Origin of the sequence: Telluria antibiotica, assembly GCF_011682055.1 — a bacterium.
GTDB lineage: Bacteria > Pseudomonadota > Gammaproteobacteria > Burkholderiales > Burkholderiaceae_D > Telluria > Telluria antibiotica.
Map to the genome: position 1 here is coordinate 443885 of NZ_JAAQOM010000003.1, position 23031 is coordinate 466915.

Here is a 23031-nt window from a genome sequence, read left to right on the forward strand (position 1 = left end):
GAAGAGACCGAATGGCAAAAGACGACGTCATCCAAATGCAGGGGGAGATTCTGGAGAATCTCCCGAACGCGACCTTTCGCGTGAAGCTGGAAAACGGGCACGTGGTGCTTGGACATATCTCGGGTAAAATGCGAATGAATTACATCCGCATTCTTCCGGGTGACAAGGTAACGGTGGAACTGACCCCTTACGACTTGTCCCGGGCCCGCATCGTGTTCCGCACCAAGTAAAAACTAATCAAGTTATCGAATCTGGAAGAGAGTGCAAAATGAAAGTTAACGCTTCAGTCAAGCGGATCTGCCGCAACTGCAAGATCATCAAGCGCAAGGGCGTGGTCCGTGTGATCTGCGTCGAGCCGCGTCACAAGCAGCGTCAAGGTTAATTTCGAGGAATAACGAATGGCACGTATTGCAGGGGTCAACGTCCCCAATCATCAGCACACCGTCATCGGCCTGACGGCAATCTATGGCATCGGCCGTACCCGCTCGAAGCAGATCTGCGAATCGACCGGCGTTGCGACGAACAAGAAGGTCAAGGACCTGGACGACAACGAACTGGAAAAGCTGCGTGATGCAGTCGGCAAGTTCGTCGTCGAGGGCGACCTGCGCCGTGAGCTGTCCATGAGCATCAAGCGTCTGATGGACCTGGGTTGCTACCGCGGTATGCGTCACCGCAAGGGCCTGCCGGTCCGCGGCCAGCGCACCCGTACGAATGCACGTACCCGCAAGGGCCCGCGCAAAGCAGCTCAATCGCTCAAGAAATAATCTAGGAACTGACCATGGCTAAGCAACAAAGCTCGGCGGCTGCAGCCCGCATCCGCAAGAAAGTCAAGAAGAACGTCGCGGAAGGCATTGCACACGTCCACGCATCGTTCAACAACACCATCATCACGATCACCGATCGCCAGGGCAATGCCCTGTCGTGGGCGACGTCCGGCGGCGCAGGCTTCAAGGGTTCGCGTAAATCGACCCCGTTCGCGGCGCAGGTCGCAGCCGAAGCAGCTGGCAAGGTTGCTCAGGAATACGGCGTGAAGAACCTGGAAGTGCGCATCAAGGGCCCGGGCCCGGGCCGCGAGTCGGCTGTGCGCGCGCTGAACAACCTGGGTATCAAGATCACCGAGATCCAGGACGTGACGCCGGTGCCGCACAACGGCTGCCGTCCGCCGAAGCGTCGTCGTATCTAATCTGCACCGGGCGGTTCGCCGCCTGTCGCAGTGCCGATACGCCACGCCGTGGTGTGTCAAGAATCGCCGGTGCAGTTAACCCCGAAATGGGTTATACTGCCCGGCTATTGTCGCCTCGGGCCGTCCGGCCATGAGGTTTTTGTAAGCCACGTCCGGTCTCATCGAAGAACCGGACTAGCGCCTGTTGCGAGCGTTTTTCGACTCCGCATCCGGGGCGTGATCATCAAAATAAAGGAAGTTTAACGTGGCACGTTATATCGGACCTAAAGCAAAACTGTCGCGCCGTGAAGGCACCGACCTGTTCCTGAAGAGCGCACGTCGTTCGCTCGACTCCAAGTGCAAACTGGACGTCAAACCTGGCCAGCACGGCGTCAAGTCGGGCCAGCGTACGTCGGACTACGGCAACCAGCTGCGTGAAAAGCAGAAGGTCAAGCGTATCTACGGCGTGCTGGAGCGTCAGTTCCGCCGCTACTTCGCCGAAGCGTCGCGCCGCAAGGGCAACACCGGCGAGACCCTGCTGAAGCTGCTGGAATCGCGCCTGGACAACGTCGTCTACCGCATGGGCTTCGGCTCGACCCGCGCCGAAGCGCGTCAGCTGGTCAGCCACAAGGCCCTGACCGTGAACGGCAACGTCGTGAACATCGCTTCGTACCAGGTCAAGACCGGCGACGTCGTCGCCGTCCGCGAAAAAGCCAAGAAGCAGACCCGTATCGTCGAAGCGCTGTCGCTGGCCGAGCAGGTTGGTTTCCCGAGCTGGGTGTCGGTCGACGCCAAGAAAATGGAAGCAACCTTCCGCGCTTACCCGGAGCGTAACGAGATCGCTGCCGACGTCAACGAAGCACTGATCGTCGAACTGTACTCGCGTTAATCGATAAAACGATAAAAGCGCCCTCGGGCGCTTTTATCCGCATTACCGAATTCGCTTTACCGCCTGCTCCCGGAAGCAGGCGTTTCCACTACTGATGCCATCAGCCTTATCGGTGTAACGAGCCGAGGGTATTGAAAAGGACATTTCATGCAAAATAGTTTGTTGAAGCCACGTATCATCGACGTCGAAACCCTCGGCGCCGGCCACGCGAAAGTCGTGATGGAGCCGTTCGAACGTGGTTATGGCCACACGCTGGGCAACGCGCTGCGCCGCGTGCTGCTGTCGTCGATGATCGGCTACGCGCCGACCGAAGTGACGATCGCCGGTGTCGTGCACGAGTACTCGTCGCTGGACGGTGTGCAGGAAGACGTCGTCGACCTGCTGCTGAACCTGAAGGGCGTCGTGTTCAAGGTGCACAACCGCGACTCCGTGACGCTGACCCTGAAGAAGGAAGGCGAAGGCCCGGTCCTGGCATCCGACATCGATCTGCCGCATGACGTGGAACTGATCAACCCGGAACACGTGATCGCCCACCTGACGGCCGGCGGCAAGCTGGACATGCAGATCAAGGTCGAAAAAGGCCGCGGCTATGTGCCGGGTAACGTGCGCCGCCTGTCGGAAGACACGAACAAGACCATCGGCCGCATCATCCTGGACGCATCGTTCTCGCCGGTCCGCCGCGTGTCGTACGCCGTGGAATCGGCCCGTGTCGAACAGCGTACCGACCTGGACAAGCTGATCATCAACATCGAGACCAACGGCGTCATCACGCCGGAAGAAGCGATCCGCCAGTCGGCCCGCGTCCTCGTCGACCAGCTGAACGTGTTCGCCGCGCTGGAAGGCACGGAAGCCGCCGCGGAAGCCCCGTCGCGCGCGCCGCTGGTCGATCCGATCCTGCTGCGTCCGGTCGACGACCTGGAGCTGACCGTCCGTTCGGCAAACTGCCTGAAGGCCGAGAACATCTACTACATCGGCGACCTGATCCAGCGTTCGGAAAACGAGCTGCTGAAGACGCCGAACCTGGGCCGCAAGTCGCTCAACGAGATCAAGGAAGTCCTGGCTTCCCGTGGCCTCACGCTCGGCATGAAACTCGAGAACTGGCCGCCGGCTGGCCTCGAGAAGTAATAATTGCATCACCTGCCCGGGCAATGTTGCTCGGGCAGTTTTCAACCTTGAACCGGTCCGCGGTCACGCGTGTGCGTGAACGATCGAAGAACTGGATTTAAAACATCGAAAGGAAATACCATGCGTCACCGTCACGGCCTTCGCAAGCTGAACCGCACTTCGTCCCACCGTCTCGCCATGCTGCGCAACATGACCGTTTCCCTGCTGCGTCACGAAGCGATCAAGACCACCCTGCCGAAAGCCAAGGAACTGCGCAAAGTCGTCGAGCCGCTCATCACGATGGGCAAGAGCGACACGCTGGCCAACAAGCGCCTGGCATTTGCCCGCCTGCGCGACCGCGAAATCGTGCAGAAGCTGTTCGCCGAAATCGGCCCGCGCTACAACGCGCGTCCGGGCGGCTACATCCGCATCCTGAAGATGGGCTTCCGCGTTGGCGACAACGCACCGATGGCGTTCGTCGAACTGGTCGACCGTCCGGAAGTCTCGTCGGCTGACGAAGCACCGACCGCAGAGTAATCGCTACTCTGTGTTCATGAAAACCAGGCCACGCGCCTGGTTTTTTTTCGTCTGCGCAGCCCAACGGTGTCGCGGCCATGCCGTGCAGTGGGCTCGGACCCGGTGTACCATGGTGATGCGTTGAACCAACCTTTCGATCCATGTCCCGATTCTCCCTCCTGGCGGTCGTGCGCCTGCTGGCCGCGCTGCTGCTCGCCTGCCTCGCCATTGCCCCCGCGGCCCGTGCCGACGAAGACTTCCTGCCCCCGGAGCAGGCGTTCAAGTTTTCCGCGCACATGGCGGACGCGCACACGGTCGTCGTCAACTACGCGATCGCCGACGGCTACTACATGTACCGCGAGCGCTTCCACTTCCGCGCCGACGGCGCCAAGCTGGGCGAGCCCGTCCTGCCGGTCGGGAAGGTCAAGTACGACGACACGTTCCAGAAAAACGTCGAGACGTATCACAACGGCGTCGAGATCCGCATCCCGGTCGACGCGAGCGGTCCGTTCACGCTGAATGCCACCGGCCAGGGCTGCGCCGACAAGGGCTTGTGCTATCCGCCGCAGGATGCGTCGATCCGGCTCGCGCCGGGCGCCGGCGCAGGCGCGGGCGGCGCCACCGAACCGCAGATGAGCATCGCGCCGGGGCAGGGCGGTGGTTTCGCTTTCCCGGACCAGGCCGCCCAGCCGGCGCCGCAAGTCGATACGCCGGCCGCGCAGCCTGCGCCCGTGCCGGCCGCCGCAGCGGCATCCGCCACGTCCGCCGGAGCGCCGGCCGCCGGAGCGCCGGCCGCATCAGCGCCGGCCCAGCGGTCCGAGCTCTCCGGCATCGCCGCCCTGCTGCAGGGCGGCCGCCTGCTGGCGATCATCCCCGCGTTCATCCTGCTGGGCCTGGGCCTCGCGTTCACGCCGTGCGTGCTGCCGATGGTGCCGATCCTGTCGTCGATCATCGTGGGCGAAGGCAAGCACGTGCACCGCACGCGCGGCTTCGTGCTGTCGCTCGCGTATTCGTTGGGGATGGCGATCGTCTACACGGCGCTGGGCGTGGCCGCCGGCCTCGTCGGCGAAGGGCTCGCGGCCGCGCTGCAGAATCCGTGGGTGCTGTCCGCGTTCGCGCTGCTGATCGCGACGATGTCGCTGTCGATGTTCGGCGTGTTTCAGCTGCAAGTCCCGGCCGCGTTGCAGACGCGCCTTGCCAGCGCATCCGGGCGCCAGGCGTCCGGCAAGCTGGCCGGCGTATTCGTGATGGGCGCGATCTCCGCGCTGATCGTGGGCCCGTGCGTGGCGGCCCCGCTCGCCGGCGCGCTCGTGTACATCAGCCAGACGCGCGACGTCGTCATCGGCGGCACCGCGCTGTTCGCGATGGCGATCGGCATGAGCATTCCGCTGCTGCTCGTGGGCGTGTCCGCCGGTTCATTGCTGCCGCGCGCCGGCATGTGGATGGAGGCCGTCAAACGCTTCTTCGGCGTGCTGATGCTCGCGATGGCCCTGTGGATGGCCGCGCCCGTGCTGCCGGGCCTCGTGCAGATGCTGCTGTGGGCGCTGCTGCTGTCGGGCTATGGTGCCTACTTGCTGCGCGGGTTCGCGACGCGCAGCCGCGTGGGCGCGGGGCGCCCACCCTACGCCGGCCTCGCCATCGGTGCGGCGGCCCTTGTGCTGGGCGCCATCCAGCTGGTGGGCGCGGCCAGCGGGGCGCGCGATCCGCTCGCGCCGCTGGCCCGTTTCACAGGTGGCGCGGCGGCACACCCCCTCGCATTCACGCGCATCAAGACGGTGGCCCAGCTCGACGCGGCGCTCGCGGCGACGGGCGGCCGCACGGCGATGCTCGATTTTTACGCGGACTGGTGCGTGTCGTGCAAGGAAATGGAAAAGCTGACGTTCGTCGATCCGGCCGTGAAGGCACGGCTGGCGAGCACGGTGCTGCTGCAGGTCGACGTGACCGCGAACGATGCGGACGACCGGGCGATGCTCAAGCGCTTCGGCTTGTTCGGACCACCGGGCATCATCCTGTTCGACAAGCAGGGCAAGGAAATCCCGGACAGCCGCGTGATCGGCTACCAGGACGCGAACAAGTTCCTCGGCTCGCTGGGCCGGCTGCAATGACAAAAAACGGACGCCGCGGCGTCCGTCTGTAGCTCGTAGGGTGGGCTTCCCGAGCCCACGCGAACGTTTGCAAAACGCCGGCGTCCGCGTGGGCACAGGGGGCCCACGTTTCAGCCGAGGTGCCGCCAGCCGCCGTGATGCATCCCGCGCCCGTGGCCGAAGTGCGATGCCTTCTCGTCGAACGTCTTCTTCTGCTCCGCGCTCAAGGTCGAATAGAACGTGTTGAGCGCGCCCTGGCGCTGCTCGAGGGCGGCCGTGCGCTGCTTCTGCATCTCGATCATCTTCGCCATGCGTTCCGGCGCCGTCAGGCGGGCCCAGGCGGCGCGGTCGTGCTGCGCGTGCGCCGGCGGCTGCATCGCGTTGACGAAGGCGGTCCAGGTGCTTTCCTGGGCCGGCGTGATCTTCAGCGCGTCATGAAGCTTGGCGATGCGCTGTGCGCGGAATTGCGCGCGCTGTTCCGGCGTCAGCTTCTCGTGTTGCATGCCGTGACGGGGTGGCGGTGCGTTCTGGTCCGTCGCCTGGGCATGGGCGCCCGGCGCCGTGGCGCCGAGGGCCAGTGCGGACAGTGCGGCGAGGAGGTGTTTGCGGTAGGTTTTCATCTCGTATCCTGGTCGGGGTTGAACGTGGCGAACGGCCACACGTTGTCATCTTGCTCCGATCGGCGTCGATCGCGTCGTCTTCGCATGCCGTTCATCATGGGCCGGAGTTGTAAGCGCTGCGTTTCCGCTGTCTCGTTCTTTGTATCAATTTGTTTCCGTGGAAGATCCATATACACGCCGATACAAAGTCGCTGTTCAGGGCCGCGTCAAGTCGCGATAATGGCGATATGGACAATCCATCTACCATCCTGATCGTCGACGACGACCGCGATATCCGCTCGCTGCTGGCCGATTACCTGGAAGCGAACGGCTACCGCGCGCTGGCCGCGGCCGACGGCACCGCCATGTGGAAAATCCTGGACGAATCGCGTCCGGACCTGATCGTGCTCGACCTGAACCTGCCGGGCGACGACGGCCTCACGTTGTGCCGCAAGCTGCGCGCGCATTCGACCATGCCAGTCATCATGCTGACGGCCCGCAGCGAGCCGCTGGACCGCATCCTCGGCCTGGAAATGGGCGCGGACGACTACCTGCCGAAACCGTTCGAACCGCGCGAACTGCTGGCGCGGATCCGCAGCGTGCTGCGCCGCAGCCATGCGATGCCGCCGACGTCGCAGGCCGAGAACGTGCAGCAGATGAACTTCTCCGGCTGGACGCTCGACCTCACGGCACGCCACCTCGTCAATCCGCAGGGCGTGATCATCATGTTGTCGGGCGCCGAGTTCCGCCTGCTGCGCGTGTTCCTGGAACACCCGAACCGCGTGCTGAACCGCGACCAGCTGCTGAACCTCACGCAGGGCCGCGACGCCGATCCGTTCGACCGCTCGATCGACATCCAGATCAGCCGCCTGCGCCAGAAGCTCGGCGAGGATGCGCGCATGCCGCAGATCATCAAGACCGTCCGTAACGGCGGCTATGTGCTGGCCGGCCAGGTCACGGCGGAGCCGAGCGCGTGAGAGCTTTCCTCGGCTCGATGACGGGCCGCGTGTTCGCCACCCTGCTGCTCGGCATCCTGATCACGGCCGCGCTGACGCAGCTGCTGGCCGATACCGAGCGCGCGCACGTCATCGACGAGTTCCGCGACCTGCACAACCTCGACCGCGCGGAACAGCTGATCATGGCCACCGAGATCGTGCCGGAATCGGCGCGCAAGGCCTACCTGGACGTGGCGAACCGGCCCGGCATGCAGCTCGTCGACGTCGATACCGTCCCTGCAGGGATGGCGCCCGCCAACTCCGAATTCACCAAGGCGCTGGCCGCGCGCATGGGCAAGGGCTACGTCATGCGCTCGCTGGCCGCGCGCCCGGCCGCGTGCGCGACGGCGCGCGAGCAGCCCGTCGTGTTCGGCCTGCTGCGCATGAAGTGGCGCGGCACGTGCGAGAGCATCAGCGTGCGCCTGCGCGACGGCGACGAGCTCGTGCTGTCCGTGCTGCCGCCGCGTTCCGCCACGTCGGCGCAGCGCACCGACTACACATGGACGATCTCGCTGTTCCTCGTCAGCGTCGCCTTCCTCGCCTACCTCGTGGCGCGCATGACGACCCGGCCGCTGAAGCAGCTGGCGCAGGCCGCGAAGGACCTCGGCAACGACATCAACCACCCGGCGCTCGACCTGACGGGGGCCGACGAGATCCGCCAGGCCAGCGCCGCGTTCAATGCGATGCAGGCGCGCATCCGCCAGTACATCTTCCAGCGCACGCAGATGCTGGCCGCCATCACGCACGACTTGCAGACGCCGCTCACGCGCATGCGCCTGCGCCTGGAAAAAGTCGGCGAGCAGGAATTGAAGGAGCGCCTGATCGGTGACCTGTCTGCGATGCAGGCGATGGTGCGCGAAGGCCTCGACCTGGCGCGCAGCATGGACACGAACGAGGCCATGCAGATGCTCGACCTCGACTCGTTGCTCGATTCCGTCGTCGCGGACGCGGCCGAGAGCTGCCAGCGCGTGACCTTGTCCGGCCACGCCGGGATGGCGCTGCTGGGCCGGCCGAGCGATCTGCGCCGCTGCCTCGTCAACCTGATCGACAACGCCGTCAAGTACGGCCACGCGGCGAAGGTCAGCGTCGACCGCATCAACGGCGCCGCGCGCATCCGCATCCGCGATGCCGGCCCGGGCATTCCCGGCGCCGAACTCGTGCACGTGTTCGACCCGTTCTACCGCGTCGAAACGTCGCGCTCGCGTGAATCGGGCGGGACGGGCCTGGGACTGACGATCGCCCGCAACATCGCCGAGCAGCACGGCGGCAGCATCGGCCTCGTCAATCATCCGGAAGGCGGGCTCGAAGCGACGTTGATGCTGCCGGAATACTATCCCGGCAAGTAACGCACAAGCCGCCAAAATCCCGCGGACAGAAACATTGCTGTTACACCCGTATGGGACAATCGCCCCGGAGACTGGTGCTACATAAGCCGGGTCATGCTCAAATTCATAAAACGTAGGGTGGGCACCCCTGTGCCCACGCGTAACGTCGACACACCACAAACGTCTCGCGTGGGCACAGGGTGCCCACCCTACCGATAAAGAAAGATCGCCTGTCGGCGGCACAGGGAGTGGAATGAAAAGCAAAACGATCGGGATCATCGCCGGCATCGTCGTGGCCGTCGGCGCCGGTACGTGGATCCTGAATCATGGGGGCGAGTCGCCTGCGGGCGGGGCCGGCGCCAAGGACAAGGGCGCGCAACCGCCCGCCGTCGTCAACGTCGTGACGCCGCAACGCCAGGACGTGGCCGTCGTCCAGCAGGCCAACGGCACCGTGACGCCGATCCGCACCGTCGACCTGCACCCGCAGACGACGGCCACCATCCGGCAAGTCCACATCAAGGAAGGCCAGTTCGTCAAACAGGGCGAGCTGATGTTCTCGCTGGACGACCGCGCGGACCGCGCCAACCTCGACAAGGCCCAGGCCCAGGTCGAGCGCGACCGCGCGTCGCTCGCCGACCTCGAGCGCCAGCTCAAGCGCAGCCAGGATTTGTTCGCGCAACACTTCATCGCCCAGAGCGCCGTCGACACGTTGCGCGCCCAGGTCGACCAGGCCCGCGCCACCTTGCAGTCCGACATCGCGGCCGCGCGCGCGAACAGCGTCGCGACGAGCTACACGGCGATCCGCGCGCCAATGTCCGGCCGCGTGGGCGGCATCGGTGTCTATCCGGGCAGTCTCGTGCAGCCGGCGACGTCGCTGACGACGATCACGCAGCTCGACCCGATCACCGTCGCGTTCACGTTGCCGGAAGCTAGCCTGCCGGCGCTGCTCGCGGCGCAGAAGCGGGGCAAGGTCGACGTCGAGGCGCTGCCCGGTGCCGACCTGGCGCCGGTGAAGGGCCAGCTCAGCTTCGTCGATAACACGGTCGACCCGCAAGCCGGCACGATCAAGGTGAAGGCCGAGTTCGACAACCGCGAGACCACGTTGTGGCCCGGCCAGTACGTGAACACGAAGGTCGTCGTGCAGACCTTGAAGGATGCCGTCGTGATCCCGCAGAACGCCATCATCACGAATGCGCAGGGCACGTTCGTGTACGTGCTCGAGAACGACCGGTCGGCCCGCCTCGTGCCCGTGCAGCGCGTGTACGGCGCCGGGCTGGATGCGGCCGTCAGCGGCCTCGCCGGCACCGAGCAGGTGATCACGGACGGCAAGCAGAACGTGCGTCCCGGCGCCAAGGTGCGCCTCGCGTCGGAACTGAACAAGGGCAGTGACAACGGCAAGGCCGTCCACGTCGCCGACAAGGGCTGAGCGATGAACCTGTCCGAACTGTGCATCCGCCGGCCCGTAATGGTCGTGCTGCTGTCGATCAGCCTGATCCTCGTCGGCATCCTCGCGTATTCGCACATCCCCGTGGCGGCGCTGCCCAGCTATAACACGCCCGTCATCAACGTCAACGCCAACCTCGACGGCGCGAGCCCGGAGACGATGGCGTCGTCCGTCGCGCTGCCGCTGGAGAAGCAGTTCTCGACCATCGCCGGCATCAACCTGATCACGTCGACGAGCACGCAGGGCAGCACGTCGCTCACCCTGGAATTCGACCCGTCGATCGACGTCAACGCGGCCGCCGTCGACGTGCAGGCCGCGCTGCTCGCGGCGCAACGCCAGCTGCCGCAGGAAATGACGACCTTGCCGTCGTACCGCAAGGTCAACCCGGCCGACGCGCCCGTGCTGTTCATGACGATGACGTCGCCGTCGATGAACTTGTCGGAACTGAACGACTACGCGGAAAACCTCGTGTCGCCCGCGATTTCCACGTTGCCGGGCGTGGCGCAAGTGTCCGTCAACGGCGGCAAGCGCTTCGCCGTGCGCGTGCGCGCGAAGACGGACCTCATGAACGCCCGCAACATCACGATGGACGAGCTGGCGACGGCGCTGCGCTCGGCCAACTCGAACTCCGCGCTGGGCATCCTCGACGGCCCGCAGCAGACGCTGACGATCCAGGGCCCCGCGCAGATGATGAAAGCGGCCGACTTCGAGAACCTGATCGTCGCCACGCGCGACAACTTGCCGGTGCGCCTGCGCGACGTGGCCACCGTCGAGGACAGCTACCAGTCGACGCGCGCCTTCGGTGCCTACAACGGCGAGCGCGCCATCGTGCTGCTCGTGCAGCGCCAGCCGAACGCGAACACGGTCGAGGTGGTGGACGGCGTGCGCCGCCTGCTGCCGCGCTTCCAGTCGCAGCTGCCGAGCTCCATCAAGATCAACCTCGTCAACGACCGCTCGAAGTCCATCCGCGAGGCGATCCACGACGTCAACTTCACGCTGGCGCTGACGGTGGGCCTCGTCGTGCTCGTGATCTTCCTGTTCCTGCATCGCGCATCGGCCACGTTCATTCCCGCCGTCACGATGCCGATCTCGCTGCTGGGCGCGCTGGCGCTGCTGTACTGGCTCGGCTACAGCCTCGACAACGTGTCGCTGCTGGGGATCACGCTCGCCGTCGGCCTCGTCGTCGACGATGCCATCGTCGTGCTGGAAAACATCGTGCGCCACATCGAGATGGGCAAGACGCCGCTGCGCGCCGCCCTCGACGGCGCGCGCGAGATGGGCTTTACCATCGTCTCGATTTCCGTGTCCCTCGTCGCCGTGTTCATCCCGATCTTCTTCATGCCCGGCGTGATCGGCCTGCTGTTCCACGAATTCGCCGTCATCGTCGGCCTCGCGATCCTCGTGTCGGCCGCCGTGTCGCTGACCCTTGTCCCGATGCTGGCGTCGCGCCTGCTGCCGGCGCACAGTCACGGCCACGCGGAAGAGAAGAGCTTCATCGGCCGCCATTTCGAGGCCGCGTTCACGGCCGTGCGCAACGCCTACGAAACCACGCTGGACGTGGCATTGCGCCACCGCTTCGTCGTGCTGCTCATCGCGTTCGGCACGTTCGCGCTCACGGTCGTGCTGTACACCACGATCCCGAAAGGCTTCTTCCCCGAGGAAGACATCGGCCAGCTGCGCGTGACGACGGAGGCGGCCGAGGACATCTCGTCGTCCGCGATGGTCACGCTGCAGACGAAGGTGGCGCAGGTGATCCAGAACGATCCGGCCGTGCAGGACGTCACGTCGTTCTCCGGCGGCGGCAACAACGGCCGCATGTTCATCGTGCTCAAGCCGCGCAGCGAACGCGACAAGATGCCGCAGGTCGTCGACCGCCTGCGCAAGGCCACGCACAAGATCGCCGGCGTCAACGTCTACATGGCGCCCGTGCAGAACCTGCAGCTCGGTGGCCGCCAGAGCAAGAGCCGCTACCAGTACACGTTGCAGAGCGTGTCCGGCGCGGACATCGGCCAGTGGGCCAACGACTACATGGAGCGCATGCGCAACAACCCGATGTTCCGCGACGTGACGAGCGATACGCAGGACAAGGGCCTGCAGGCCAAGCTCGACATCGACCGCGACAAGGCCAACCTGCTGGGCGTGCAGCTGGGCGACATCCGCACGGCGCTGTACGCCGCGTTCGGCGAGCGCCAGGTGTCGACGATTTATTCGAGCGCGGCCAGCTACTACGTGATCCTGGAGACGGCGAACGAAGACCGCCAGTTCGAGGACGCGCTGTCGCGCCTGTCGGTGCGCAGCAAGACGGGCCAGCTCGTGCAGCTGTCCAGCGTGGCCACCGTCAAGCGCACGGTGGGCCCCATCGCCGTCAACCACCAGGGCCAGCTGCAGGCGATCACGCTGTCGTTCAACCTCGCGCCCGACGCGCCGCTCGGCGCGGCCACCGCGGCCATCGAGCAGATGGGCCGCGACATGAAGCTGCCGGCGTCGATCATCACGAAGTACGGGGGCGACGCGGCCGTGTTCCAGGATTCGCAGTCGAGCCAGCTGATCCTGATCGTCGCCGCGGTCGGCGTCATCTACGTGCTGCTGGGCGTGCTGTACGAGAGTTTCATCCACCCGATCACGATCCTGGCCGGCCTGCCGTCGGCCGCCGTCGGCGCGCTGCTCACCTTGCGGCTGTTCAACCTGGACCTGACGATGATCGCCATCATCGGTATCCTGATGCTGATCGGTATCGTGAAAAAGAACGCGATCATGATGATCGACTTCGCCCTCGACGCGCAGCGCAACGGCGGCATGACGCCGGAGCGGGCGATCCGCGAGGCGTGCATCCTGCGCTTCCGCCCGATCTTGATGACCACGCTGGCCGCGCTGATGGGCGCGCTGCCGATCGCCCTCGGCCTGGGCGCGGGCGCCGAGCTGCGCCAGCCGCTGGGCCTGGCCGTGTGCGGGGGGCTGATCTTTTCGCAAGTGATCACGCTGTACATCACGCCCGTGATCTACCTGTACCTCGACAAGTACAGCGGCAGCGGGCCGATGACGGACACGCAGGTCGCCGACCTGGAGCGGGAGCCGAAGGTCGTGCTGACGAAAGTCGCATGACGGCGCATCGGCGGTGTGAAATGGAGGCGGAATCCATTGCACATCGGCCGATTCCTTGGCGCAAGGTTGATACACACTGTAACAACCATTAAGCTACCCCGCTTGTAAGCTCATTACAGATGCTTAACACCGCGTGCGCAGGGAATCCAAACCGGTTAGACTGCGCCTCGTCAATATCTTTTTACTGCCCCCTGACCAGGGGTGTTCATTATCTTGCGTGACCATTCCCACATCCCGCTGGAAGACAGCGATGTCTGTGCACATTGCGGCCAGCCCATGCCTGGACGGAAGGTGGTCACGTACGGACAGCAGGGACCGAACCGGACAGGTATCGCCGTCACGATCGCGCTGCACCTGCTGCTCGTCGCCGTCTGGCTGTTCCAGCCGAAGATGGAGCGGCACGCGCCGCCGAAGTCGGGCGCGGCCGTCGTCTGGCTGCCGCCGCTGAAGCCGAACAAGCCCGCGGCCAAGCCGGCCGAGCAGGCGCCCAAGAAGACGGCGAAGGCGGAGGCACCGAAGTTCACGCCGCCGCGCATCACGATGCCGCGCCTGCCGAACACGATCACCGTGCCGGACGTGAAGCCGGTCGAGGAAAAACCGCAGCCGAAGCCGAAGGAAGAGACGCAGGCGCCGCCGCAGGAAGTCGACATGCAGGCCTATATCGAGGCCCAGCGCAAGAAGCGCGGCGCACCGGCGCAGACGGAGCCGGCCGAGGAAAGCGAGGCCGCGCGCGGCACGCGCAATGCGCTCGCGAACATCGCCGCCATCAACGGCCGCGGCGGGCAGGATCCGAACGAGACCGGCGGCGTGTTCAGCGTCACCAACAAGACGTTCAGCAGGGCCGACCTCAAATTCCGTGGCTGGAACCCGAACTTCAAGCGCCGCTGGCTGACCGCGGTGACGGTGGAGCGCGGCAGCGAGCCGGACATCGAGACGGCGATCGTCAAGAAGATGATCGAGCTGATCCGCAAGGAAAAGACGGGCGACTTCGAGTGGGAATCGCACCGCCTGAACCGCGTCGTCACCTTGTCGGCCCGGCCGCAGGATACGCAGGAACTGATGAGCTTCCTGTACAAGGAAATGTTCCCGGAATACAAACCGCCGCGTTAAGCCGGCGCGACCTACGCCCAGCACGTGCAGGCATTGTAGGGTGGGCTCCCCGAGCCCACGCGCACGTGGCCACTGCTTATACCGAGGCCGCCTGCGTCTGGTGCATTCGCCCTAGCACGCGCAGGAGCAGCAACGTCGCCACGATCCACCCGACCAACGTGCCCCACACGGCATCGTAACTGCGCGCCGCATCGTGGATCATGCCCAGCGCCGGCGGCGTCAGGACGATGGCGATCTGGTTGACGGTCATCGCGGCGCCCAGCGCGAGGCCCACGCTGTCGGCCGGCGCCGAATCCGCGATATAGGTGACCCACGGCCCGTACCAGCCCATCGCAAAGAACCCGAGCACGGCCACGAGCCCGACGAGCCACGCGCGTGACGCGTCGACGGGTAGTCCGACCAGCGCGGCCAGGCCGATGCACGTGACGAGCATGCTCACGGAGACAGGCAGGAAGCGGTCCCCCGTCCGGCCGCAGCGGTCGCTCCACACCGACAGCGCGATGCGGCCGACGCCGCCGCACAGCTGGATCAGCAGCAGCAACCAGCTGCCCTCGTGCAGGGGCAGGCCGAAGCGGTCGCGCAGGAACAGCATCAGGAAGACGACGATGCCGTATTGCGTGCCGACGAGCGCCATGCCCGACCAGACGACCCGCTGCATCCAGCGCTGGCGCACCATGCGGACGAGGAAGAACACGGTCAGCACGGGGCGCTTGGCCGGGCGGTCGGGCAGGGTGGGCGGGCGGTAGATCGCCCAGAACAGCGCGCCGGCCGCCAGCACGACGGCGACACTCGAAAGAAAGGCCGCGCGCCAGCCCTGCAGGCCGACGACGAACGGCAACACGGCAGCGGCCGCCGCCCCGCCGAGCGGCAGGCCGGCCTGCCGCACCCCCATCGCGATGCCCAGCTGGTGGCCCTTGAACCACTGCGACACCGACCGGCTTCCGCCCGGTTGCACGGTGCTGTAGCCCATGCCGATGACGAACAGCGCTGCGCACAAGGCGAGGAAGCCGGGCGCGACGCCGGCGCCCACGAGCCCGAGCGCCATGATCAGCATGCCCGCGCCGATGATCGCGCGCTCCGACTTCCGGTCGAGCAGGTCGCCGACGAACAGCAGCGTGAAGATCGGCGCCAAGGTCGAGGCGGTGACGAGGAAGCCGACCTGCGTGGCGGACAGGTGCAGATCCTTTTGCAGGTAGCCGGCCAGGGCGGCGATGCCTTGCGTGACGAACGCCGCGCCGGCCTGGAGGACGGTGGCGACCGCGAGGATCAGCCACCGGTATGGGGAAGTCCGGGAATCGTGGGGAAGCGTAGTCATACCCGGAATCTTAGCGATCCGGGGCTGCCGAAGGCTCTCGAATTGTCACGCATGAACGATGCGTAATCTTCAAGCTTTTGTAGGGTGGGCTCCCAGAGCCCACGCGAACGTTTGCGTGACGCAGGCATCCGCGTGGGCACGGGGTGCCCACCCCAAAAGCGGACGCTTTACGCCGCGGCCTTCAGGCGCCGTGCCACGTCCATGGCGAAATAGGTGAGCACGCCGTCGGCACCGGCGCGCTTGAACGACATCATCGTCTCCATGATGACCTTGTCCGGATCGAGCCAGCCGTTCTGGAACGCCGCCTGCAGCATCGCGTATTCGCCGCTGACCTGGTAGGCGAACGTGGGCACCTTGAACTCGTCCTTCACGCGGCGCACCACGTCCAGGTACGGCATGCCCGGCTTGACCATGACCATGTCCGCGCCTTCCGCGATGTCCAGCGCCACTTCGCGCAGCGCTTCGTCGCTGTTCGCGGGGTCCATCTGGTACGTGTTCTTGTCGGCCTTGCCCAGGTTCGCGGCCGAGCCGACGGCTTCGCGGAACGGGCCGTAATAGCCCGACGCGTACTTGGCGGAATAGGCCATGATCCGGGTGTGGATGAATTCCTTCTCTTCCAGCGCCATGCGGATCGCGCCGATGCGGCCGTCCATCATGTCGGACGGCGCGACGACGTCGACGCCGGCCTCGGCCTGCGCCAGCGCCTGGCGCGTCAGCATCGCGATCGTCTTTTCGTTGACGATGTAGCCGTTTTCGTCCGGCAGGCCGTCCTGGCCGTGCGTCGTGTACGGGTCCAGCGCGACGTCCGTCATGATGCCCAGTTGCGGGAAGTTGCGCTTCAGTTCGCGCACGGCGCGCGGCACGAGGCCGTCCGGGTTCGTCGCCTCGATGCCGTCATAGGTCTTCAGCGACGACTCGACGACGGGGAACAGCGCCAGCACGGGGATGCCCAGCGCCACGGCTTCCTCGGCCACCTTCATCAAGAGGTCGACCGACAGGCGCTCCACACCGGGCATCGACGCCACCTGCTGGCGCTGGCTCTGGCCGTCGAGGATGAACACGGGGTAGATCAGGTCGGATGCCGTGACGACGTTTTCGCGCATCAGCGCGCGCGAGAACGGGTCGCGGCGCATGCGGCGCATGCGCACGGCAGGGTATTGCGAAGGCGTGATGATCGGCATGGCGGTTCCTGGCGAGTTTGCGTAACTTTTATTGTTCGGGATCGGCCGGATCGTCCTCCAGGCCGAACAGTTCGATGATCTTGTCGTTGGCTTCCTCGATGCCGATGCGCTTCAGGGCGGAGAACAGCTGGACGGTGAACGGGAAGCCATTGCCCTCCTCGTCGACATAGCTGTCCAGAACCTGCTGTGCCTGGCGCAGGGCGTTGACGGATTCGTTGCGGTTGAGCTTGTCGGCCTTCGTGAGGATGCAGTGGATCGGCTTGCCCGTCGGGGCGAACCATTCCAGCATCTGGACGTCGAGGTCGGTGAACGGGCGGCGCGAGTCCATGATCAGGACGAGGGCGGCCAGCTGTTCGCGGCGCTGCACGTAATCGCCCAGCAGCCTTTGCCAGTGCAGCTTGGCGTCGCCCGACACTTCCGCATAGCCATAGCCCGGCAGGTCGACGAGCAGGGCCTGGATTTCCTCGACCTTGGTCGGGTCCTTGCGGTGCATGGCGACGTGCGCCCCGCCGATCGAAAAGAAGTTGATGTGCTGCGTGCGGCCCGGCGTCTTGGACGCGAAGGCGAGGCCCTTCTGGTTCGTCAGGATATTAATCGCCGTCGATTTACCCGCATTGGACCGGCCGGCGAAGGCGATTTCCGGCACCTGCGTCTTGGGAAGATCCCGCAGCTGGTTGACGGTCGTGAAGAAACGGGCTTGCCAGAGTTTGGACATGAGGGAAATGGAGCGAAAAAGACAACGGAGGTGAGGGCAGGAAACTAAGGCTATTGTACAATAGGGAGTTACCTGCCGCCGGCGAGCCCGAAGGATGAAGGATCGGCGCGGGGGGCACGAGCATGACCGCTGCACTGCAACTGCAAGTTTATCTTTGACTTTTTCAGGGTGCTTGAATGAATCGTGTGTTTCAACCGGCCGCGTGCGCGGCGATCGTGAAGTCCTTGCTGGCCAGTTTCCTCATCGTGGGCAGCGCTCTCGCAGCGGATGCGGCCCACGCACCCGCCGCCGCGAAGGTCGATCCGGCCAAGGGCGGCTCCCTCTACGACACCGGCGACAACGCCCGCGGCCTGCCGGCCTGCGCGTCGTGCCATGGCGCCGGCGGCAATTCGACCATCAACACCAATCCGAAGCTGGCCGGCCAGATCGACACGTACATCCACAAGCAGCTCGTCGACTTCACGACCCCTGGCCGCAACCAGCCCGTGATGACGACGTACGCCAAGATGCTGAGCGACGACGAGAAGAAGAACATCGCCGCTTACCTGGCCACGCAGCAGCCGAAGCAGGGCGCCGCGCGCAGCAAGGACACGCTGGAACTGGGCCGCAAGATCTATCGTGGCGGCATCGCCGACCGCGGCGTGGCCGCCTGCGCCAGCTGCCACGGCGCCACGGGTGCCGGCATGCCGGCCCAATATCCGCGCATCGGGGGCCAGCACCAGGATTACACGGTCACGCAGCTGCAGGCGTTCAAGGCGGGCACGCGCGCCAACAGCCCGCAGATGGCGACGTTGGCCAAGCGCTTGTCGGATGAAGAAATGAAAGCCGTGGCGGACTATATTGCCGGCCTGAAGTAACACATGGCCGGTATTGCCGGACCAACATAATCGAGCCGAAAAATCGGCCTACAATAAATATGCAGGAACAACAGGGAAGGGCGACCGCGCAAGCGGGGCGCCCTTTTGTTGTATCCTCGAGAAACGTTGTATCTAGAGTGAAAGTCGATGAGCACCACCGGAATTGAACTGAAGACGCGCCGGCGCGGCCTGGCGGAAGCGGTCGAATTGCTGTCCTCGATGCGGTTCGCGATCACCTTGCTGGTCATGATCGCCATCGCCGCGATCATCGGCACCATCATGCAGCAGGACCGTGCGATGCCGGACTACGTGAACCAGTTCGGTCCGTTCTGGTTCGAGGTGTTCCGCAAGGTCGGCCTGTACACCGTGTATTCGGCCTGGTGGTTCCTGTTGATCCTTGCCGTGCTGATCGTCTCGACGGGCCTGTGCGTGGCCCGCAACGCACCGAAATTCCTGCGCGACATGCGCAGCTGGCGCGACAGCGTGCGCGAGGAATCGCTGCGCAATTTCCACCATCACGCGGAATGGACGGCGCCGCTCGACATGGTCCCCCTCGCGCAGCAGACGGCCAACCGCCTCGCCGACGCCGGCTACCGGACGAAGATGGTCGACAAGCCGGGCGGCGTGCTCGTCGCCGCGAAGAAAGGTGCCGCCAACAAGTTCGGCTACATCTTCGCGCACACGGCCATCATCGTGATCCTGCTGGGCGGCCTGCTCGATTCGAACCTGCCGATCCGCTTCCAGGAATGGTTCATGGGCAAGACGCCGTATGCCGGCACGGGCCTGATTTCCGCCATCGCGCCGCAGCACCGCCTTGGGCTCGGCAACCCGAGCTTCCGCGGCAATACGATGATTCCGGAAGGCCAGGCCAGCGACACGGCGCTGCTGCAGCAGGCCGACGGCGTGCTCGTGCAGGACCTGCCGTTCACCATCGAGCTGAAGAAATTCACCATCGATTTCTACTCGACGGGCATGCCGAAGCTGTTCGCCAGCGACGTCGTCATCCGCGACCACGAGACGGGCAAGGTGTTTCCCGCCACGGTGAAAGTCAACCAGCCGCTGATCTACCGCGGCGTGGCCGTCTACCAGTCCAGCTTCGAGGATGGCGGCAGCAAGCTCAAGCTGACGGGCTGGCCCATGGCGGGCACGAGCGACAAACCGTTCGCCATCGAGGGCGAGGTCGGCAATGCGACCGCGCTGAAGCAGGGCGCCGACACGTATTCCGTCGAGTGGTCGGGCTTCCGGCCGTTCAACGTCGAGAACACGAGCCAGAACAACGATGCCCGGGCCGTCACGAAGGGCAAGAGTTTCGAGGAACAGTTTGCGCAGACCCTGTCGCAGCACTCCGGTTCGGCCGCCAAGAACGTGGGCAACAAGGATCTCAAGAACGTGGGACCCAGCGTGCAGTACAAGCTGCGCGACAAGACGGGACAGGCGCGTGAATTCCTGAACTACATGCAGCCCGTCACGCTGGAAGGCCGCCAGGTGTACCTGGCCGGCGTGCGCAACAATCCGTCCGATCAATTCAGCTTCCTGCGCATCCCGGCCGACGACGACCACGGCGTGCGCGAATGGATGCGCCTGCGCGCCGCGCTCGCGGACGCGAGCCTGCGCGAGGAAGCGGCCCGCCGCTACGCCGCGCGCGCGTTGCCGCCGGGCGACGCGAACGGCACATTGGCGAAGCAGCTGCAGGACTCGGCCGCCAAGACGCTGGCGATCTTCGCAGGCGACGGCAGCCAGGGTGGCTATCTGGCCGTCTCCAAATTCCTCGAGCGTATCCCCGCGGCCGAGCAGGAAAAGGCGGCCGGTGTGTTCATGAAGATGCTCAACGGCGCCATGTGGGAGCTGTGGCAGTCGGCCCGCGCGCGCGCGGGCGAGGCACCCGTGACGCCCACCGAGACCCACGGCCGCTTCCTGCAGCAGGCGACGAACGCCTTGTCCGACAGCTTTTTCTACGGCGCCCCCGTGTTCCTCGCGCTGGACGACTTCAAGGAAGTGAAGGCGTCCGTGCTGCAGGTGACGCGCTCGCCGGGCAAGAAAGTGGTTTACGTCGGCTGCCTGCTGCTGGTGCTGGGCATTTTTTCGATGTTCTACATCCGCGAGCGCCGCGTCTGGGTGTGGGTGAAACCCACGCCGGACGGCGGCACGCACGCGCTGATGGCGATGAGCACCCAGCGCAAGACGCTCGATTTCCAGCGCGAATTCGACGACCTGAAGATCAAATTGCCGCAATCGGCGTAAGCTATAAAAGTCGGAAAAGGAGACATCCATGGACATTTCATCCGCATCGCAAGCACAGGGCGCGGCGTACACCCGGCCCCCCGGCTTCTTCAAGCGCCTGACGGCGGTCGACTGGCTGTTCGGCGCGGGCTTGCTGGCGGCTGCGCTGTATGCGCTGAACCGCTTCGGCGCCTACATGGACATCTACGAGCAGGCGATCCTCGTGCTGGCCGCGCCCGTGTTCGCATTCGTCGGCTGGACGTTCAAGCCCGTGCGCTGGCTGATGCCGCTCGTCGCGCTGCTGGCGCTGTGGGCCGTGCAGCTGTACGGCGGCTCGCTGGACGCCGCGAACCAGAAATTCTTCCTGAAATACATGCTGTCGAGCCAGTCCGCGATCCTGTGGATGAGCGCGATGTTCGTGTTCTCGACCGTGTTCTACTGGCTCGGCCTGCTGACGCGCTCGCCGTTCGGCGGCAGCGTCGGTTCCAAGCTGTGCTGGGCCGCCGTCGTGCTGGGTTTCACCGGCATGATGGTGCGCTGGTACGAGTCGTACCTGATCGGCACGGACGTCGGCCACATCCCCGTGTCGAACCTGTACGAAGTGTTCATCCTGTTCTCGATGATCACGGCGATGTTCTACCTGTACTACGAACAGCGCTACCAGACGCGCCAGCTGGGCCCGTTCGTGCTGCTCGTGATCGCGGCCGCCGTCGGCTTCCTGCTGTGGTACACGGTCGCGCGCGACGCCGCCGAGATCCAGCCCCTCGTGCCCGCGCTGCAGAGCTGGTGGATGAAGATCCACGTGCCCGCCAACTTCATCGGCTACGGCACGTTCGCGCTGGCGGCGATGGTCGGCGCGGCCTATCTGCTGAAGTCGAACGGCATCCTGGCGGACCGCCTGCCTTCGCTGGAAGTGCTGGACGACGTCATGTACAAGGCGATCTCCGTCGGCTTCGCGTTCTTCACCGTCGCCACGATCCTCGGTGCGCTGTGGGCGGCCGAGGCCTGGGGCGGCTACTGGTCGTGGGACCCGAAGGAAACGTGGGCGCTGATCGTCTGGCTGAACTACGCGGCGTGGCTGCACATGCGGCTGATGTCCGGCCTGCGCGGGCGCGCGGCCGCCTGGTGGGCCCTCATCGGCCTCGTCGTGACGACGTTCGCCTTCCTCGGCGTGAACATGTTCCTGTCCGGGCTGCACTCGTACGGCAAGCTGTAGCAGGCTAGCAACTTCGTAGGGTGGGCACCCCTGTGCCCACGCGTAACGCCAACAAGCCGCACACGTCGCGCGTGGGCGCGGGGTGCCCACCCTACATATGTCCGATTATGTCGAAGGGCGGCAATTGGTAACAAATCGCCGCCCGGACGACCACGTGGCGGCAGATGGTGTAACGTTGATATGTCGCGAGAAACAATGTTTACAGCCGGAGCCGCCATGTTGATCAGAAAAAATCCGAACGGCATCGATCTGCCGTTCCCGTCCGAAATCACGCCGCGCGAGGTCTACGAAGGCCGGCGTGCGTTCCTCGCCAAAGTGGCGGCATCGACCGTCGCCGGCTCGTCGCTGTGGGAGATGGCCACCCGCGAAGCCCTCGCGCAAGGTACTGTCCAGAAGCTGCCGGCCACGCGCAACCCGGCATTCGCAACGAACGAGAAACAGACGTCGTTCGAGGACGCGACCCACTACAACAATTTCTACGAATTCGGCACGGACAAGTCCGACCCCGCCGCGAACGCGCGCACGTTGCGCACGCGGCCGTGGACCGTGCAGGTCGACGGCGAAGTCAGGAAGCCGATGACCCTGGACCTCGACCGCCTGGTGAAACTGGCGCCGCTGGAAGAGCGGATTTATCGCCTGCGCTGCGTCGAGGGCTGGTCGATGGTGATTCCGTGGGTCGGCTATTCGCTGTCCAGTCTCATCAAGCAGGTCGAGCCGACGAGCAATGCGAAATACGTCGAATTCACGAGCCTGGCCGATCGCAGCCAGATGCCGGGCGTACGAAGCCGCGTGCTCGAATGGCCGTACGTGGAAGGCTTGCGCATGGACGAGGCCATGCACCCGCTCGCGCTGCTGACGGTCGGCATGTACGGCCAGGTGCTGCCGAACCAGAACGGCGCGCCCGTGCGCATCATCGTTCCGTGGAAATACGGCTTCAAGTCGGCGAAATCCATCGTCCGCATCCGCTTCGTGCGCGAGCAGCCGCGCACCGCGTGGAACGGCATCGCGCCGGAAGAATACGGGTTCTATTCGAACGTGAACCCGAACGTCGACCACCCGCGCTGGTCGCAGGCGACGGAACGGCGCATCGGCGAAGGCGGGCTGTTCACGCCCAAGCGCAAGACGCTGATGTTCAACGGCTATAACGAGGTCGCCTCGCTGTACTCGGGCATGGACCTCAAGAAAAATTTCTGAGCG

At 65.2% G+C, this 23031-nt stretch carries 21 protein-coding genes; 17 read left to right on the forward strand and 4 right to left on the reverse strand.

The genetic code is table 11. The features are described 5' to 3' along the window. Positions 1 to 11 precede the first annotated feature (11 nt). The 8 genes from infA to dsbD all read left to right on the forward strand — a co-directional run bounded on the left by infA (position 12) and on the right by dsbD (position 5776). Positions 12 to 230, forward strand: a complete 219-nt coding sequence (gene infA, locus HAV22_RS07275; RefSeq protein ID WP_005663428.1) for a translation initiation factor IF-1 — start codon at positions 12 to 14, stop codon at positions 228 to 230. A 38-nt stretch (positions 231 to 268) separates the two neighbouring features. Beyond that, complete coding sequence (rpmJ, locus tag HAV22_RS07280; RefSeq protein WP_005663407.1) at positions 269 to 382, forward strand: 50S ribosomal protein L36; 114 nt, start codon at positions 269 to 271, stop codon at positions 380 to 382. A 16-nt stretch (positions 383 to 398) separates the two neighbouring features. Then, the gene (gene rpsM / locus HAV22_RS07285; RefSeq protein ID WP_036240369.1) at positions 399 to 764 is read left to right on the forward strand and encodes a 30S ribosomal protein S13; all 366 of its coding nucleotides are present in this window, start codon (positions 399 to 401) and stop codon (positions 762 to 764) included. Positions 765 to 778: 14 nt separating this feature from the next. Continuing rightward, positions 779 to 1183, forward strand: a complete 405-nt coding sequence (gene rpsK, locus HAV22_RS07290) for a 30S ribosomal protein S11 (RefSeq protein ID WP_036172227.1) — start codon at positions 779 to 781, stop codon at positions 1181 to 1183. A gap of 244 nt (positions 1184 to 1427) precedes the next feature. Further along, positions 1428 to 2051 (forward strand): 30S ribosomal protein S4, encoded by a 624-nt coding sequence (gene rpsD, locus HAV22_RS07295; RefSeq protein WP_166857994.1) that lies wholly within the window; start codon positions 1428 to 1430, stop codon positions 2049 to 2051. A gap of 147 nt (positions 2052 to 2198) precedes the next feature. Further along, the gene (locus HAV22_RS07300; RefSeq protein WP_036240374.1) at positions 2199 to 3176 is read left to right on the forward strand and encodes a DNA-directed RNA polymerase subunit alpha; all 978 of its coding nucleotides are present in this window, start codon (positions 2199 to 2201) and stop codon (positions 3174 to 3176) included. A 120-nt stretch (positions 3177 to 3296) separates the two neighbouring features. Continuing rightward, positions 3297 to 3692: a 50S ribosomal protein L17 gene (rplQ, locus tag HAV22_RS07305; protein WP_166857996.1), complete on the forward strand. Its 396-nt coding sequence runs from the start codon at positions 3297 to 3299 to the stop codon at positions 3690 to 3692. A 140-nt stretch (positions 3693 to 3832) separates the two neighbouring features. Further along, positions 3833 to 5776 carry a protein-disulfide reductase DsbD gene (gene dsbD, locus HAV22_RS07310; protein ID WP_166857998.1) on the forward strand — a complete coding sequence of 648 codons (1944 nt, stop codon included), beginning with the start codon at positions 3833 to 3835 and terminating at the stop codon, positions 5774 to 5776. Positions 5777 to 5886: 110 nt separating this feature from the next. Here the strand turns inward: dsbD and HAV22_RS07315 are convergent, their stop codons facing one another. Continuing rightward, positions 5887 to 6375 (reverse strand): Spy/CpxP family protein refolding chaperone, encoded by a 489-nt coding sequence (locus HAV22_RS07315; RefSeq protein ID WP_166858000.1) that lies wholly within the window; start codon positions 6373 to 6375, stop codon positions 5887 to 5889. Between the two features lie 227 nt (positions 6376 to 6602). On the opposite strand from HAV22_RS07315, the gene HAV22_RS07320 reads away from it, so the two are divergent. The 5 genes from HAV22_RS07320 to HAV22_RS07340 all read left to right on the forward strand — a co-directional run bounded on the left by HAV22_RS07320 (position 6603) and on the right by HAV22_RS07340 (position 14330). Beyond that, complete coding sequence (locus HAV22_RS07320) at positions 6603 to 7331, forward strand: response regulator (protein ID WP_166858002.1); 729 nt, start codon at positions 6603 to 6605, stop codon at positions 7329 to 7331. After that, complete coding sequence (locus tag HAV22_RS07325; RefSeq protein WP_166858004.1) at positions 7328 to 8695, forward strand: ATP-binding protein; 1368 nt, start codon at positions 7328 to 7330, stop codon at positions 8693 to 8695. The genes HAV22_RS07320 and HAV22_RS07325 overlap by 4 nt, the downstream gene beginning before the upstream one ends. A 232-nt stretch (positions 8696 to 8927) precedes the next feature. Continuing rightward, positions 8928 to 10100: an efflux RND transporter periplasmic adaptor subunit gene (locus HAV22_RS07330; RefSeq protein WP_166858006.1), complete on the forward strand. Its 1173-nt coding sequence runs from the start codon at positions 8928 to 8930 to the stop codon at positions 10098 to 10100. A 3-nt stretch (positions 10101 to 10103) separates the two neighbouring features. Continuing rightward, positions 10104 to 13220: an efflux RND transporter permease subunit gene (locus HAV22_RS07335; RefSeq protein ID WP_166858008.1), complete on the forward strand. Its 3117-nt coding sequence runs from the start codon at positions 10104 to 10106 to the stop codon at positions 13218 to 13220. Positions 13221 to 13496: 276 nt separating this feature from the next. Further along, positions 13497 to 14330, forward strand: coding sequence for a hypothetical protein (locus tag HAV22_RS07340; RefSeq protein ID WP_229421119.1), 834 nt, complete (start codon positions 13497 to 13499; stop codon positions 14328 to 14330). Between the two features lie 76 nt (positions 14331 to 14406). On the opposite strand, the gene HAV22_RS07345 is transcribed toward HAV22_RS07340, so the two are convergent. The 3 genes from HAV22_RS07345 to yihA all read right to left on the reverse strand — a co-directional run bounded on the left by HAV22_RS07345 (position 14407) and on the right by yihA (position 17541). Further along, positions 14407 to 15645, reverse strand: coding sequence for an MFS transporter (locus tag HAV22_RS07345; protein ID WP_166858012.1), 1239 nt, complete (start codon positions 15643 to 15645; stop codon positions 14407 to 14409). A gap of 167 nt (positions 15646 to 15812) precedes the next feature. Further along, positions 15813 to 16826, reverse strand: coding sequence for a porphobilinogen synthase (gene hemB / locus HAV22_RS07350; protein ID WP_166858014.1), 1014 nt, complete (start codon positions 16824 to 16826; stop codon positions 15813 to 15815). A 28-nt stretch (positions 16827 to 16854) separates the two neighbouring features. Beyond that, complete coding sequence (gene yihA / locus HAV22_RS07355; protein WP_166858016.1) at positions 16855 to 17541, reverse strand: ribosome biogenesis GTP-binding protein YihA/YsxC; 687 nt, start codon at positions 17539 to 17541, stop codon at positions 16855 to 16857. A 176-nt stretch (positions 17542 to 17717) separates the two neighbouring features. Between yihA and HAV22_RS07360 the strand changes: the two genes are divergently transcribed. The 4 genes from HAV22_RS07360 to msrP all read left to right on the forward strand — a co-directional run bounded on the left by HAV22_RS07360 (position 17718) and on the right by msrP (position 23028). Next, a complete protein-coding gene (locus tag HAV22_RS07360) occupies positions 17718 to 18398 on the forward strand; it encodes a c-type cytochrome (RefSeq protein ID WP_166858018.1) in 681 nt (226 codons plus the stop codon). A 147-nt stretch (positions 18399 to 18545) separates the two neighbouring features. Next, positions 18546 to 20639 carry a cytochrome c biogenesis protein ResB gene (locus tag HAV22_RS07365; RefSeq protein WP_166858021.1) on the forward strand — a complete coding sequence of 698 codons (2094 nt, stop codon included), beginning with the start codon at positions 18546 to 18548 and terminating at the stop codon, positions 20637 to 20639. 28 nt (positions 20640 to 20667) lie between these two features. Then, entirely contained in the window at positions 20668 to 21834 is a 1167-nt protein-coding gene (gene ccsB, locus HAV22_RS07370; RefSeq protein ID WP_166858023.1) for a c-type cytochrome biogenesis protein CcsB, read from the forward strand. Between the two features lie 216 nt (positions 21835 to 22050). Continuing rightward, on the forward strand, positions 22051 to 23028 hold the full coding sequence (gene msrP, locus HAV22_RS07375; protein WP_166858025.1) for a protein-methionine-sulfoxide reductase catalytic subunit MsrP: 978 nt from the start codon (positions 22051 to 22053) through the stop codon (positions 23026 to 23028). The last annotated feature ends 3 nt before the right edge of the window (positions 23029 to 23031 follow it).

Bases quoted from the DNA above. Each gene is read 5' to 3' on its own strand.
- dsbD (WP_166857998.1), top strand. From the start codon at position 3,833: ATGTCCCGATTCTCCCTCCTGGCGGTCGTGCGCCTGCTGGCCGCGCTG.
- rpmJ (WP_005663407.1), top strand. From the start codon at position 269: ATGAAAGTTAACGCTTCAGTCAAGCGGATCTGCCGCAACTGCAAGATC.
- ccsB (WP_166858023.1), top strand. From the start codon at position 20,668: ATGGACATTTCATCCGCATCGCAAGCACAGGGCGCGGCGTACACCCGG.
- rpsM (WP_036240369.1), top strand. From the start codon at position 399: ATGGCACGTATTGCAGGGGTCAACGTCCCCAATCATCAGCACACCGTC.
- HAV22_RS07360 (WP_166858018.1), top strand. From the start codon at position 17,718: ATGAATCGTGTGTTTCAACCGGCCGCGTGCGCGGCGATCGTGAAGTCC.
- HAV22_RS07335 (WP_166858008.1), top strand. From the start codon at position 10,104: ATGAACCTGTCCGAACTGTGCATCCGCCGGCCCGTAATGGTCGTGCTG.
- msrP (WP_166858025.1), top strand. From the start codon at position 22,051: ATGTTGATCAGAAAAAATCCGAACGGCATCGATCTGCCGTTCCCGTCC.
- HAV22_RS07345 (WP_166858012.1), bottom strand. From the start codon at position 15,645: ATGACTACGCTTCCCCACGATTCCCGGACTTCCCCATACCGGTGGCTG.
- hemB (WP_166858014.1), bottom strand. From the start codon at position 16,826: ATGCCGATCATCACGCCTTCGCAATACCCTGCCGTGCGCATGCGCCGC.
- HAV22_RS07320 (WP_166858002.1), top strand. From the start codon at position 6,603: ATGGACAATCCATCTACCATCCTGATCGTCGACGACGACCGCGATATC.
- infA (WP_005663428.1), top strand. From the start codon at position 12: ATGGCAAAAGACGACGTCATCCAAATGCAGGGGGAGATTCTGGAGAAT.
- HAV22_RS07315 (WP_166858000.1), bottom strand. From the start codon at position 6,375: ATGAAAACCTACCGCAAACACCTCCTCGCCGCACTGTCCGCACTGGCC.
- yihA (WP_166858016.1), bottom strand. From the start codon at position 17,541: ATGTCCAAACTCTGGCAAGCCCGTTTCTTCACGACCGTCAACCAGCTG.
- HAV22_RS07330 (WP_166858006.1), top strand. From the start codon at position 8,928: ATGAAAAGCAAAACGATCGGGATCATCGCCGGCATCGTCGTGGCCGTC.
- rplQ (WP_166857996.1), top strand. From the start codon at position 3,297: ATGCGTCACCGTCACGGCCTTCGCAAGCTGAACCGCACTTCGTCCCAC.
- rpsK (WP_036172227.1), top strand. From the start codon at position 779: ATGGCTAAGCAACAAAGCTCGGCGGCTGCAGCCCGCATCCGCAAGAAA.
- HAV22_RS07300 (WP_036240374.1), top strand. From the start codon at position 2,199: ATGCAAAATAGTTTGTTGAAGCCACGTATCATCGACGTCGAAACCCTC.
- HAV22_RS07340 (WP_229421119.1), top strand. From the start codon at position 13,497: ATGCCTGGACGGAAGGTGGTCACGTACGGACAGCAGGGACCGAACCGG.
- HAV22_RS07365 (WP_166858021.1), top strand. From the start codon at position 18,546: ATGAGCACCACCGGAATTGAACTGAAGACGCGCCGGCGCGGCCTGGCG.